We start from the raw sequence: 13,567 nt of genomic DNA, 5'->3' as shown, positions 1-13,567 counted from the left end.
TAGCCTCATGTCGCACAATAGCGATAGTCAGACAACTTGGGCCCGTCTTATTCGGCTGACATCCGGGACAACGACGATCTGATCGTCGCGCTTTTTCTCGCTTCGTTCCAGGATCGGTCGCCGCACACGCTGCGCAATTACCGCCTCGCCATTCAGCGGTTTCGCGCCTTCCTCTATCCCAAGCGGCTGAAGGACGCCGCCTGGCTGGACATCGAGAGGTTCAAAAATTACCTGCTCGGCGATTACAACGGCACGGGCAAGCGCCTCTCTCCCGCTTCCGCGGCGGTCCAGCTCGCTTCGATTCGCTCCCTATACCGGTGGGCCAGCGACCCGAACATCATGCTTCTTCCACGCAATCCGACCACCTCGGTCCGGCTGCCTAAAGTCCAAATCACTTCCCGGAACCGCTATTTGACGAAGAAAGAGCTTGCCCAACTTCTTACGGAGCTGTCCAGGCAAGGATTGCGCAACTATTTGCTTGGCCTGATGCTGGCCTTAACCGGTTTGCGCGTATCGGAATTAATCAACGTGCGCTGGGGAGATTTCTACGAGGACATCAACGGCGAGGCGGTTTGGCTTCAAATTCGGGCCGGCAAGGGAGGGAAAAGCCGAGACGTCAAAATCCCGGATGCATTGTGGAAGCTGGTGAGAAAGTATCGTCAGAAGCTGAAGGGGCCGCAGGCGGAGAAGGAAAGCTTGCTTTTCCCGATCACCTCTCGCCAAGTCGCCCGCATTCTGGAGAACGCCCGGCAAAATTGCGGGCTCGCCAAAGAGGCCACCGCCCATTGGCTACGGCATACGAACGCCACGCTGGCTCTTCTGGGAGGAGCGTCCTTGCAGCAGGTTCAGGAAAACCTCGGCCATGCGCAAATTACGACGACCCAGCGCTATTTACATACAGTGGAGCAGATGAACAAGATGGCTCCCGATTACGTCGCGGACAGCTTGGTAGGCTTGCTGGAGGAGGAATAAAAGCCTACTTTTCCGCAACCTTCTAGGACTCGTGACACATTTCCGTTCGTATGCTAGAATAAGCTAAAATGTCTGACTATCGCTATTGTGGGACATTATCCGGCAAAAATCGACTTTTTTCGGAGGGACCGGGGCGTCATGAGGGAAGTTAACGTGGAGGATTTGTCGAATGGGGACGTATTGGCCATGCCGGTCAAAGGCAAGAACGGGCTGGTTATGCTGGAAGCGGGGACGGTGCTGACCGAGCATTACATTCGCCGGCTGCGGGGGCTGGGCGTTCGAACCGTCATGCTGGAGGAACGGGAAGCTTCGGTTCCGTCCCGGAGAGAAGGCGCTCGGGAAGGGACGGCTCACCCTGGAATGCCGGTCGATGTGGAGCGGTTGAAAAGCAACGACGCCGCCCGAAAGGAGGCGTGCGAGAGAGCCGTCAAGCTGGCCGAGTCCGATCAGACGATCGGACGGGTCGCGGTCCCGATGCTCGAGGACCGGTTCCGAAGACAGTTCCGAAAGGTGATAGTCGAGATCGTCACCCAGCGTCCGTTGGCGGAAGAGCTTGGCGTGCTGTGGCAAACCGATCGCTTGCTGTTCGATCATTCGCTTCAGGTGGCGCTGTTCTCCTGCCTGGTCGGGCTGGCTAAAGATTACGACGAGGTCAAGCTGTACGATCTGATGGTCGGCGCGGTTCTGTTCGATATCGGAATGACCCGTCTTCCGTCCGATCTTCTGAAATCCAAATCCCGACTGACCGAGTCCGAACGCAAGTTGATCAAGCAGCATACCGTCAAAGGCTTTGAAGTGCTGTCGCACCTGCCGGGCGTGTCTGCGGAATCGGCCAAGTGCGCCCTCCTGCATCACGAGCGCTACCGGGGGAACGGTTACCCGTACGGGCTCAAGCATCCGAACATCCCGGAATTCGCCCAGATCGTCGGCCTGGCCGATATATACGACGCGCTGATCTCCCCTCGGCATTACCGCAAGCCGTTCGAGTTCGGGGAGGCGATGGAATATTTGTTCGCGGCCGGCAATTACGATTTCGATCTGGATCTGGTCCAGACTTTTTTGCGAAACGTATCGATGTATCCGGCTTCCTTGGTCGTGCGTCTCAGCAACGGGCAGGTGGGGATGGTGGCGGATGTGGACCACTCCTTGAATTTCCGTCCGGTTGTCCGCATTATCCGGGAGGCCGACGGGGGCAAAGTGCAGAGGCCTTACGAAATAGACCTGAAGAACTACCGCGATCTGGTCATCGTTCATGCGGCAATGGAGGAGCACGAAGCGGACAGCTAGCTGTGAAAGGACAAGGAACCGGAAAGGGAAAAAGACGGGGCGACCCGTCTTTTTGCATGCTCCGAAAGCCGCACCGGATGGACGTTAGGCCCACAAGTCCCGCCGCATCTGGACTTTCCGGGCTTGTCAGGCTTGGGAACAAAGAATAAGTGACCGCGCCCCTCATATAATGTACCAATCTAATCGAGCAGGGAGGCGGGAGCGTGCACGATTACATCAAGGAACGCACCATCAAGATCGGCCGGTGCATAGTGGAGACGCGCAACACGGTACGGACGATCGCCAAGGAATTCGGCGTCTCCAAGAGCACGGTGCATAAAGACCTGACCGAGAGGCTGCCGGAGATCAATCCGGATTTGGCGGACCAGGTAAAGCACATTCTGGAATACCACAAATCCATCCGGCACTTGAGGGGAGGAGAAGCCACCAAGATCAAATACAAGAAGACGACCGTCAAGAAACGCGAAGTTTTGACGGCCGGCAAAGCGTAATTGAGAAGATTTTCCTCGACAAAAAAAGGACTTTTTCATTGCACGGCGAATAGTGTACTATTACGATATTATTGCGCCGTGGGGGATTTCCGGAACATGTTCAGCAAAGACATCGGAATCGATTTGGGCACCGCTAACGTGTCCATTCATGTCAAAGGAAAGGGCGTCGTGCTCGACGAGCCTTCCGTCGTCGCTATCGAGAGCGACACGAGAAGAGTCCTTGCCGTCGGAGAAGAAGCAAGGCGCATGGTAGGCCGGACGCCCGGCAACATCGTGGCGATCAGGCCGCTTAAGGACGGCGTTATCGCCGATTTCGAAGTAACGGACATGATGCTTAAAGCCTTCATCGGACGCGTCGGAGGGCGTACCTGGTACAGCCGTCCCCGGATTCTGATCTGCGCGCCGACCAACATCACATCGGTCGAACAGAAAGCAATCCGCGAAGCGGCGGAGAGAAGCGGCGCCAAGGAAGTATTCCTTGAAGAGGAACCGAAAGCGGCCGCGATCGGTGCGGGCATGGACATCTTCCAGCCCAGCGGCAATATGGTGGTCGATATCGGCGGAGGTACGACGGATGTCGCGGTCCTGTCCATGGGCGACGTCGTAACCGCCTCTTCTCTTAAAGTCGCGGGGGACAAGTTCGACGCGGCGATTATGAAATACATAAAGAACAAATACAAATTGCTGATCGGCGAGAGGACGAGCGAAGACATCAAGATCAAGATCGGAACCGTATACATGACCGGCCGCCAAGAGGAGATGGATATCCGCGGCCGGGATATGGTGTCGGGCTTGCCTCTCACCGTGACGATTCATTCCGACGAGGTGCGCGAAGCGCTCTGGGAGCCGGTCTCTTCCATCGTGGCTTCGGCCAAGAGCGTGCTTGAACGCACCCCGCCCGAGCTGTCGGCCGACATTATCGACCGCGGCGTCATTCTGACCGGAGGCGGCGCGCTGCTCGACGGCCTGGACGCTCTTCTGGCGGATGAGCTCAAAGTGCCGGTACTGATCGCCGAAGACCCGATGCATTGCGTCGTCAAGGGCACCGGGATTATGCTCGACCATTTGGACAAAATGACCCGCAAATTGGGCTAACGGAGGGAACAACATGTTAAGGGGACTGTACACGGCCGCTTCCGGCATGATCGCAGAGCAACGGCGCCACGATACGGTGACGAACAACATCGCCAACCTCAATACGCCCGGCTACAAGGGAACGAACTCGGTCAACCGGGCGTTTCCCGAGATGCTTCTGTCCGCCATGGGCGGGGAGAACGCGCCGCAGGGGCCCATCGGGAAGATCAATACCGGCGTCTTCGCCGAGGAAAATTTGATTGCGCTCATGCAAGGCGATATGATGGAGACGGACCGTTCTCAGGATATGGCGATCGTATCGGACATTCTGGTGAACGGAACGACATTCGACGCCTCCGGCAAAGCGGTGGACGCGAACGGCAACGTGACGTACCAGCCCCAGGCGTTCTTCACGGTCGGCACGGCGGACGGACAGATGCGGTATACCCGCAACGGAAGCTTCCGGACGACGCCGGACGGCACGCTGGTCAACTCCGACGGATTGCCGGTGCTTGGCACGGACGGGCAGCCGATCGTCGTGCAGGGCTCTTGGGACAACGTGACGGTAACGGCGGACGGGCGGCTGTTGGACAAGACGACCGGCTTGCCGCTGAACGGCAATCCCCAGCTTCTGCTCACCAAAGTGAACAACCCGAACGATCTGGTCCGCGAAGGGAACGGCTTGTTCCGGTACGAAGGACAGCCCGGAGGAATCGGCCGGGTGCAGGCGGGAGACCGGGTCGAAATTCGCCAAGGCTATCTGGAACGCTCCAACGTCGACGCATCCCAATCGATGGTCGATATGATGGCGGCCTTGCGCGCGTACGAGGCGAACCAGAAGGTCGTTCAATTTTACGATAAGAGCCTGGACAAGGCGGTCAACGAAGTCGGCAGAGTGTAACCGCATCATTCCACATCCGGCATAAGGAGGGCACAGCTTGAACAACTCCATGATCAGCGCGGCGGTCTCGATGGGCGCCATTCAGCAGAAGCTCGACATTCTCGCGGACAACATCGCCAATCTCAATACGAACGGGTATAAACGCAAGAACGCCGTTTTCGAAGATATTCTGACGAACGTTCAACCGCACGAAGCCGAATTCATGCAGCCGGGACGCCGCAGTCCGCTCGGCTTTACGCAAGGATGGGGCGCCCGGATCGTCGCGCAGACGCTGGACATGACGCAGGGTCCGCTGCAGCAGACGAACAACGACACCGACATCGCCATCGAAGGCAACGCCTTGTTCGAAGTTCGAACCGGCATGTCGCTGAACAGCGAGCGGGCGTTCACCCGCCAAGGAGCGTTCCAGCTCATGCCGACGGCGACCGGCGACCGGATCCTCGTCACCAATGCCGGATATCCGGTCGTGGCGGATGACGGCGGCACCGATGCGTTCATCAGCGTCCCCGACGGCTACAAGTTGACGATTGCGGCGGACGGCACGCTGACGGCCCACAGTCCCGACAACGCGGAGACGCTCGACCTCGGCAAGCTGAAGCTTGCACAAGTGATCAAGCCCGAGCTGCTGCAAGCCGTGGCGGACAATTTATACGGCGTGCCTCAGAACGTAAATACGGCCGACGTCGTGCAGACGATCCAGGCATCGCCGGGCCAAAGCGGCGGCGTCGCGATCCGGCAAGGGTTCCTGGAACAATCCAATGTGAATTTGGTGGACGAGATGTCCGATCTGATCAATGTGCAACGGGCGTATCAGTTGAACGCAAGGGCTTTGTCTTCCGCAGATCAAATGATGCAAATGGCGACCGACCTGCGCGGCTAATAGCGAGAGGAGGGAGCATGGTGGCGGCTTCCAACCGTCCGCCGGTCAGGAAGAAACGCTCTGCGGGGCACCTTCTGTGGCAGATTATTTGGACAACCATTAAAGTCTTGATTATTCCCGTATTATGCATCGTCGCCTTGGTCGCAGGGCTGGCGATCGGATATGTAGTGCTGGGCAAGGGACAGTTGGCCGATGTGTTCGACCTGAACACCTGGCGGCATATGTACGACCTTGTGTTCGCCGAGAGCGGTTAGGTCCGCGGTCATCGACGGTTTGCGGTCAACAGGGATGAAGGCTCTCCGGATTTCGAGGAGGGTTTTCTTTTTGGCCCTCCGGCGGCGGACGTTTACGCTACGCGAGGGGATCGTTATAATTAGGTTGGACTTCGGAGGTAAGGGGGGATCTCGGGAATGAACGTGCCGAATATGTTGACCATGTCCCGATTCGTCATGATCCCCTTATTTTTGGCTTTGTATTTCAACGACCGTTCCGTCGCGGCTTTGTTCATCGTCTTGCTGGCCGGTTTGACCGATTTGCTGGACGGTTACATTGCGCGCCGGAGCGGTCAAATTACGACGACCGGAATCATGCTCGATCCGCTTGCGGACAAGCTGATGATGCTGGCGGTCGTCGCTTCGCTGCTGTTCGGGGGCGAGATTCCCTGGTCGGCGGGAGTGACGATGGCGGTGCGGGAGGTCGGTATGATCGCGAGCTCGGCGTTTTTTCATTTTCGGGGGATGAAGACCGTGCCGGCCAACGCGTTCGGCAAGGTGACCACGTTTTTCTACTACTTGGCGATTTTGCTGCTGTTTTTGAACCTGCCCGGGGGAGTGCCCGTCCTGTGGTGCGGGATCGCGCTTTCGTACGTTACGACAGGGGTTTATTTCACGCAATTCCGTGATTTGAACAGGGCATCCTAACAGCGATAAAAAGAGCTCGCCGCCGCGTCTTTCGCGCAGCTAGCGACATGCGACGGTGAGCCCTCTTATATCAACCTTCTGCGCTGCAGTTCGCAAAAGGATATTTGTAGTATGGGCGCCTGGAGGACAGCTTATGCGAAGAGTCAAATCAAAGGAGGAATCGATAATGTTGGACATTGCGCAAATTCAGGAAATTATTCCGCACCGGCCGCCGTTTCTGTTGGTAGACCGGATATTGGAGCTCGAACCGGGCAAGCGGGCCGTCGGCCTGAAGAACGTCACGATGAACGAGCCCTACTTCGTCGGACATTTTCCGGGATATCCGGTCATGCCTGGCGTACTCATTCTGGAAGCGCTGGCGCAAGTAGGGGCCACAGCGATTTTGGGCGTTGAAGAGAATCGGGGCAAAATCGGCCTGTTCGCAGGGGTGGACGAGTTCCGCTGGAGAGGCCAGGTGACGCCGGGCGATACACTTACGCTAGAAGTAGAGATCGTACGGCTGAAAGGATCGATCGGGAAGGGCCAGGGCACGGCCAAGGTCGGCGATCGCGTCGTCGCGGAGGGCGTGCTCATGTTCGCCCTGACGGATGCTTCCAAATCTTAAGCGTTAGCAGCCTGCTTACATTGGGGTATATAAATAGAAAAAACGATAAGAGAGGATGAAAGAAACTTGCTGAACGAAACCGGAGCGATCCAACAGTACGAGGCATGGCTCAACGACCCGAATATCGACGAGAAAACGAAAGATGAGCTTCGCGCGATTGCCGATAATCCGAAGGAGATCGAAGACCGCTTCTACCGGGAGCTCGAGTTCGGAACGGGCGGTCTGCGGGGCGTCATGGGCGCCGGAACGAACCGGATGAACCGGTACGTCATCGGCAAAGCGACCCAAGGCTTCGCAAACTATTTGCTTAACGGTTCGTCCTCTCCGTCCGTCGTTATCGCGCACGATTCCCGCAACAATTCCGACACGTTCGCGCTGGAGTCGGCCTGCGTGCTCGCGGCCAACGGAATCAAAACGTATTTGTTCCGTTCCCTGCGCCCGACGCCGCAGTTGTCATTCACCGTGCGGGATTTGAAAGCGAGCGGCGGCATCGTCATCACCGCCAGCCATAACCCGCCGGAGTACAACGGCTATAAGGTTTACGACGCGACGGGCTGCCAGCTCGTTCCGGACGACGCGGAGAAGGTAATCGCCTCCATTCGCGCCGTGACGTCGTTCGATCAAGTGAAGCGCCTGACTCCGCAGGAAGCGGAGGCCAAGGGTCTGATCGTATGGCTCGGCGAAGAAGCGGACGAGCGGTTCGCGGACGCGGTCGCGGCGCAGAGCGTCAACCCGGAGCTGCTCCGGGGCGGCGCGGGGGCGGCGCTCAAAGTCGTCTACACGCCGCTGCACGGCACGGGCAATCTGCCCGTGCGCCGGGTGCTGGAGAAGGCCGGATTCACGAATGTGCACGTCGTTCCGGAGCAGGAGCAGCCGAACGGCATGTTCCCGACGGTGAAGTCGCCGAATCCGGAGGAGCATGAAGCGTTCACGCTGGCGATCGAGCTGGCCGACAAGATCGGCGCGGATCTCATCGTCGGCACGGACCCGGATGCGGATCGAATGGGCGCCGTCGTCAAAAACGACGAAGGCCGCTACGTCGTGCTGACGGGCAACCAATCGGGGGCGATCATGGTTCATTATCTGCTCTCGAATTTGAAGGCCCAAGGCAAGCTGCCGGCGAACGGCGCGGTCGTCAAGACGATCGTGACGAGCGAGATGGGCGCGGACATTGCGGCGTCCTTCGGCTGCGACGTGCTGAACACGCTGACGGGCTTCAAATATATCGGCGAGAAAATCAACGAGTTCGAGAAGACCGGCTCGCACACCTTCCTCTTCGGATATGAGGAGAGCTACGGTTACTTGACCGGCACCTACGCGCGGGACAAGGACGCCATCGTCGCGACGCTGCTGATCAGCGAAGCCGCCGCCTATTACAAGGCGCAAGGCAAAACGCTGTACGACGTGCTGCTGGAGCTGTACAAGCAGTACGGAACCTATTTGGAGAAGCTCGAGTCGCGGACGCTCAAAGGCAAGGACGGCGTCGAGAAGATTGCCGGCATCATGAGCGATTGGCGCACGAATCCGCCGTCCGAAGTGGCGGGCGTCACCGTAACGGCGGTGCTCGACTACGAGAAAGGACTGGACGGGCTGCCGCGCGAGAACGTGCTGAAGTTCCTGCTGGCGGACGGCTCCTGGTTTACGCTTCGGCCTTCGGGCACGGAGCCGAAGATCAAGGTGTACTTCGCGGTCCGCAAGGAAGATTTGCCTTCGGCCGAAGCCGCAGTGAAGCGGCTCGTATCGGCGGTTATGGAGCGCGTAGACTCGCTGAGCTGACGATCGGCTTGTTGCAAAATAGGAATTAGCTTGCTAGGCGATGGGCGGGCGGAGAGCGGGCTGCGGCTGTCTTTCCGCCCGCCTATACATGGTAAATTCCGTTATGAGCACACTATTCGTATGCTCGGCACGGATCAACTAGAGGAGTGACAGTTGTGCCCCAGTGGCTGGAAACATGGAACCGGAGATTGGCCAAATGGTTGTGGGCGGTCGTTCTGATCGGCTTGATCGGCACGCTGCCTTTGATTTACGCGCGCGTGCAGACGGAGGCTTCCTCCAAAAAAGTCGAATTCGTCATGGATTATCGGGATCTGCTTCAGTTGTCGTCCACGCAGGCCGATCCGCAAGGTTACCTGCAAAGCCAGCTCGCGCGCTTGAAGGAGGCCGGCGTCAACGCCATGGCCGTCTTCGAGAGCAGTCTGGAGGAGTTGTCATGGGCCGGGGAAGTGACGGTGTACGACGCCCAGCAGGCGGCGCTGCTCGATGGGCAGCTGCCGTCATTCGGCGACAACCGCACGTATGTTCTATTTAATAAACCTGAGGACGCCGCCGTTCTCCGCCCGATCGTCGAGTCGACCTTCAAGAGAATCGGCGTGAGCGTGGAGAGTTGGAGCGCCAAAGGCCGCGACGGCCTCGTCATCGGCTTGGGCCCCGACGACGCGTACATGCGTCCGATGCAGCCGAACCCGCTGGCGATGAAGATGCTCAAGGAGCAAGGCTTCCTGATCGTTCCCCGCTTGTCGGACCGGACGCAGCCGTACGACGACGAGGAAATCGGGAAGTGGATCGACGAGTTCAAGCAGCTCGGCGTGACCCGGATCATTTTCGACGGGGATGCGGTGACCGGGTTTAACGACCAGGAGGAAGAACAGAGCCTGAACCGTTTCGCCGACCGTCTGAAGCAAGCCGGCATCGGAATCGGCACGATCGAAAATTTGAAGGTTCCGCAGAAGGGGCTCGGGACGCTGTCCAAGCTGCTTGACTACAACGTCGTTCGCGTTCACTCGATCTCGGAAGGCGAAATGAACGCAGCCAAGCCGGTGACGCTGGCGGACCGCATTCTGCTTGCCGTGAAGGACCGCAATCTGCGCATTATTTATTTGAACGCCATGGCGGTCAAAGATTCGTCCAAAGGGCAAATTACGAATCCGCTCGACACGATCGTCGACGCGGTGGCCGGCAACGAAGAAGATCATGTCAAGGGCGCGATCGAGCAAATCAAGAATTTCGGCTTCGTCACGGGCGAGGCGCACGCTTTCGACGTTCATCACGCTCCGGCCGAGAAGCTGTGGAAGGCGCTCGCCATCGCCGGCTCCGTATCGCTGATCGCGCTGACGATCGGTTTGTTTATCCCCGCCGTGCTGCTGCCGGTGTTCATGATCGGCGTCATCGGGGGAGCGGGCGTGTTCGTTCTCGACTCGTCCCTGCTCACGCAAGCGCTGGCGCTGTTCACGGCCATCGCGGCGCCGACCGCCTCGCTCGCGCTGCTTATCCGTTGGCTGCGGAACAGGCACGAACGCAAAGAATCGCTGCCGCGCACCGCCTGGGGCCGCCTGGGCGCGTCCGTCGTGCTGTATCTGAGAACGGCGATTATATCGGTGTTCGCAGTACCGTTCGTCGTCGCGTTGCTGAACGACATTACGTACCAGCTCGTCCTCCAGCAATTCCGCGGCGTCAGCCTGCTGCACCTCGCGCCGATCGCGCTGGTGGCGCTGTACGCGGTGCTTTACGGCTACGGTGGAACGGTTCGAAGCAATCTGCGGAATCTGCTCAAGCAGCCGATTACGGTATTGTGGGTCATCGTGATTGCGGTCGTCGGGGCAGCGGGCATGTACTACTTGTCCCGAACGGGCAATAGCGGACAAGCTTCGGGGTTGGAGCTGCAGTTCCGTTCCTTCCTGGAGAGCACGTTCGGCGTCCGGCCGCGGACGAAGGAGTTTTTGCTCGGCCATCCGATTTTACTGCTCGGCCTGTTCCTTGCGCTTCGCTACCGTTGGGCGCTCGTTCTGATCGTCATCGCGTCGATCGGCCAGCTCTCGATGGTGGACACGTTCGCCCACATTCATACGCCGCTTTACCTGTCCGCTATGCGCGATTTGCTCGGTCTCGCCATCGGGGCGATCATCGGCCTGGTCGGCATCGCCGTCTGGCAGATCGCCGAGAAGATCTGGTTCCGCAGCCGGGCGGGCGTTCGCGGGTAGTCATAAGAACGGAGACAAATACCTGTATGCCCTACAGGTATTTGTCCATCATTCAGAATGAATAAGTTCCCTGCTTGTTCATTCTGAATGATCTCCGCCAAGCTCCTTCGTCGTCAGGGACGCCGAAGGCGTTTTGGCTAGGCATATTAGAATTGATAACTATTGGGGGAAGCTTGGCGGTTTAGGGGCTTTACGGACCTCAGATCCTTTATTTCGCGACCGAAAGCCTATTGGGGCAACTTAACGGACTGTGAAGCCCTTATTCGCTTGAAGCGGAGCCCGATTCCAAGAAAATCCCGCCGATAACGGATCGACAGTCCGCAGGCGTGTGAAAACGCGATTTTTTCGACAAATAACGGACGCTGTGTCCGTTAGAACGATCGGCGCCCGTGAGAGATGCCGGCCGGCGGGGAACGAACCCCGGGCGCTTGTTGGTGCAAAGCTCCTTCGTCGTCAGAGACGCCGAAGGCGTTTTGGGTTGCATCTGAGGAATTTCTAACCTTAATTTAATGTAAATACAGGCGGTGCGTGACATAATGAAAGAAAAGTCGAGCGGCAGCGTGCGCCGGCTGGTGCTGTCCGGTTATTACGGATTCCGCAACAGCGGGGACGAGGCGGTGCTGCTGAGCATCTTGACGGCGCTGGAACAAGCGGCCAAGGAGCGCGGCGTCCGGGTGGAGCCGATCGTCCTGTCCGGGGATCCGGCCTGGACGGAGAAGCAATATGGCGTGCGCGCCGTTCCGCGCATGAGCGTCGGGGATATCCGCCGCACGCTCAAGGAGAGCGACGGGCTCATCAGCGGAGGCGGTAGCTTGCTGCAGGATGCGACCGGGCTGGGCTCGATTCCGTATTATTTGGGAGTGATGGCGCTGGCCCGGTGGAGCGGCAAGCCGACCTTCGTCTACGCGCAAGGCATCGGACCCGTGAACCGCGGCATGTTCCGCCCCTGGATCGCGCGGGCGTTCCGCAAGGCCGCCTACGCGTCCGTGCGGGACGCCGAATCGGCCGAGCTGCTCGCCGCATTCGGCGTCCCGCGGGACCGGATCGACGTGGTGCCCGATCCGGTCATGGGCTTGCCGCTGCCGGAAGCGGCCGGGGACGGCCCGGCTAGCGGCAAGAGCGCGGACACGGCGCCGCTTGTCGGCGTGTCCGTGCGGTTCTGGCGCGGCGACCGCGCGGATCTGGACCGCGCGGCCGCCGCGTTGGCGGCGCTGGCCGGACGGCGAAGCGTCCGGCTGCGGATGTTGCCGTTCCATCACGGAGCCGACGAGGAGGCTTCGCGGTACGTGATGGAACGGCTGGGGCGCCTCGGGGCCGAAGCGGAGCTGGCCCCGGCGCACGAGGCGCCGCAGGCGATGCTGCGCGAGGTCGATCGCTGCGACCTGCTCGTCGGGATGAGGCTTCACTCGCTCATCTACGCCGCGAACCGGGAAGTGCCGCTGCTGGGCTTGTCTTACGACCCGAAGATCGACCAGTTCCTCGGCCGGCTCGGCATGAAGGCGGTCGGAACGACGGAATCGCTCGATCCCGAGCGGTTCGCGGAGGAGGCGTCGCGGCTGCTGGACGATCCCGAGCGGTGGCGCGACGACTCGTCGGATGCGATCCGCAGGCTGAAGGCCGAAGCGGTTCGTCCGGCGCAGCGTATTTTGCAATTTCTGACCGAACAAGATAGAAGGTGACTTTTTTGTCAGCAGCCAGCAACCCAAGGCCGTATCCGACCGTCTCCTTATATGGCGTCCCCTTCTCCAAAATGGACATGCGGGCCACGGTCGACTATCTGATCCGGGCCATCGAGAACCGGCAGCCCCATCGCGTCGTGACGGGCAACCCGATCATGCTGATGACCGGGCTCGCCGATCCCGCCTACCAGCGAATTTTGGAGACCGCGGATTTGGTCGTTCCCGACGGCGCGGGTGTCGTATGGGCGGCCCGCCGGCTGAAGCAGCCGGTGGCCGAGCGCGTCGCCGGCTTCGATCTCATGCACGAACTCCTGAAGGAAGGGGACAAGCGGGGGTGGAGCGTCTACCTGCTTGGAACGACGAAGGACATTCTCGACGCGGCCCACGCCAATCTGGCGCGGCAATATCCGGGCGTTCGTTTTGTGGGCAAACGCGACGGGTATTTCAAGGATGAGGATGACGCGGAAGTGGTCGCGGACATTCGCCGGGCGAACCCGGATATGCTCTTCGTCGCCCGCTCGGTTGCCAATCAGGAGCCGTGGATTGCGAAGCATCAGAAGGAGCTTGCGGTTCCCGTCATGATGGGAGTCGGCGGCAGCTTCGACGTTATCTCCGGCAAGCTCAAGCGCGCTCCGGCTTTTTTCCGGAAGTTTGGACTGGAATGGTTCTATCGCCTATTGCAGGAACCGAAGCGATTCAAGCGGATGCTCGTCCTTCCGAAGTTTGCGCTCAAAGTCGTCAAAGACGGAGATAACGTTTTAAAAACAAGATGACGGCTCGTG

Annotated in this window: 13 protein-coding genes; all 13 read left to right on the top strand. The window is 59.3% G+C overall.

What is annotated here, in order from left to right; all coding sequences use genetic code 11:
- Nucleotides 1-36 precede the first annotated feature (36 nt).
- The 13 genes from G485_RS0121895 (at nucleotide 37) to G485_RS0121835 (ending at nucleotide 13,558) form a co-directional block, all read left to right on the top strand.
- The gene (locus tag G485_RS0121895; protein WP_027094290.1) at nucleotides 37-972 is read left to right on the top strand and encodes a tyrosine-type recombinase/integrase; all 936 of its coding nucleotides are present in this window, start codon (nucleotides 37-39) and stop codon (nucleotides 970-972) included.
- Nucleotides 973-1,110: 138 nt separating this feature from the next.
- Entirely contained in the window at nucleotides 1,111-2,259 is a 1,149-nt protein-coding gene (locus G485_RS27755; protein WP_051318480.1) for an HD-GYP domain-containing protein, read from the top strand.
- Between the two features lie 203 nt (nucleotides 2,260-2,462).
- On the top strand, nucleotides 2,463-2,750 hold the full coding sequence (gene spoIIID / locus G485_RS0121885) for a sporulation transcriptional regulator SpoIIID (RefSeq protein ID WP_027094289.1): 288 nt from the start codon (nucleotides 2,463-2,465) through the stop codon (nucleotides 2,748-2,750).
- 96 nt (nucleotides 2,751-2,846) lie between these two features.
- Nucleotides 2,847-3,845, top strand: a complete 999-nt coding sequence (mreB, locus tag G485_RS0121880; protein WP_027094288.1) for a rod shape-determining protein MreB — start codon at nucleotides 2,847-2,849, stop codon at nucleotides 3,843-3,845.
- A gap of 13 nt (nucleotides 3,846-3,858) precedes the next feature.
- Nucleotides 3,859-4,725, top strand: coding sequence for a flagellar hook-basal body protein (locus G485_RS0121875; RefSeq protein ID WP_027094287.1), 867 nt, complete (start codon nucleotides 3,859-3,861; stop codon nucleotides 4,723-4,725).
- A gap of 37 nt (nucleotides 4,726-4,762) precedes the next feature.
- Nucleotides 4,763-5,605 carry a flagellar hook-basal body protein gene (locus G485_RS0121870; RefSeq protein ID WP_027094286.1) on the top strand — a complete coding sequence of 281 codons (843 nt, stop codon included), beginning with the start codon at nucleotides 4,763-4,765 and terminating at the stop codon, nucleotides 5,603-5,605.
- Nucleotides 5,606-5,625: 20 nt separating this feature from the next.
- A complete protein-coding gene (locus tag G485_RS0121865) occupies nucleotides 5,626-5,859 on the top strand; it encodes a DNA-directed RNA polymerase subunit beta (protein WP_240489242.1) in 234 nt (77 codons plus the stop codon).
- A 156-nt stretch (nucleotides 5,860-6,015) separates the two neighbouring features.
- Entirely contained in the window at nucleotides 6,016-6,525 is a 510-nt protein-coding gene (locus G485_RS0121860) for a CDP-alcohol phosphatidyltransferase family protein (RefSeq protein WP_027094284.1), read from the top strand.
- A 166-nt stretch (nucleotides 6,526-6,691) separates the two neighbouring features.
- Entirely contained in the window at nucleotides 6,692-7,129 is a 438-nt protein-coding gene (gene fabZ, locus G485_RS0121855; protein WP_027094283.1) for a 3-hydroxyacyl-ACP dehydratase FabZ, read from the top strand.
- Between the two features lie 66 nt (nucleotides 7,130-7,195).
- The gene (locus tag G485_RS0121850; RefSeq protein WP_084423445.1) at nucleotides 7,196-8,905 is read left to right on the top strand and encodes a phospho-sugar mutase; all 1,710 of its coding nucleotides are present in this window, start codon (nucleotides 7,196-7,198) and stop codon (nucleotides 8,903-8,905) included.
- 155 nt (nucleotides 8,906-9,060) lie between these two features.
- On the top strand, nucleotides 9,061-11,106 hold the full coding sequence (locus G485_RS0121845; protein WP_027094281.1) for a DUF5693 family protein: 2,046 nt from the start codon (nucleotides 9,061-9,063) through the stop codon (nucleotides 11,104-11,106).
- Between the two features lie 536 nt (nucleotides 11,107-11,642).
- A complete protein-coding gene (gene csaB / locus G485_RS0121840; protein ID WP_027094280.1) occupies nucleotides 11,643-12,785 on the top strand; it encodes a polysaccharide pyruvyl transferase CsaB in 1,143 nt (380 codons plus the stop codon).
- 5 nt (nucleotides 12,786-12,790) lie between these two features.
- A complete protein-coding gene (locus G485_RS0121835; RefSeq protein WP_027094279.1) occupies nucleotides 12,791-13,558 on the top strand; it encodes a WecB/TagA/CpsF family glycosyltransferase in 768 nt (255 codons plus the stop codon).
- Nucleotides 13,559-13,567 lie beyond the last annotated feature (9 nt).

Origin of the sequence: Cohnella thermotolerans DSM 17683, from assembly GCF_000429825.1 — a bacterium.
GTDB lineage: Bacteria > Bacillota > Bacilli > Paenibacillales > Paenibacillaceae > Cohnella > Cohnella thermotolerans.
The sequence above is the reverse complement of the archived record's forward strand: the minus strand, read 5'-3'. Positions and strand labels throughout refer to the sequence as shown.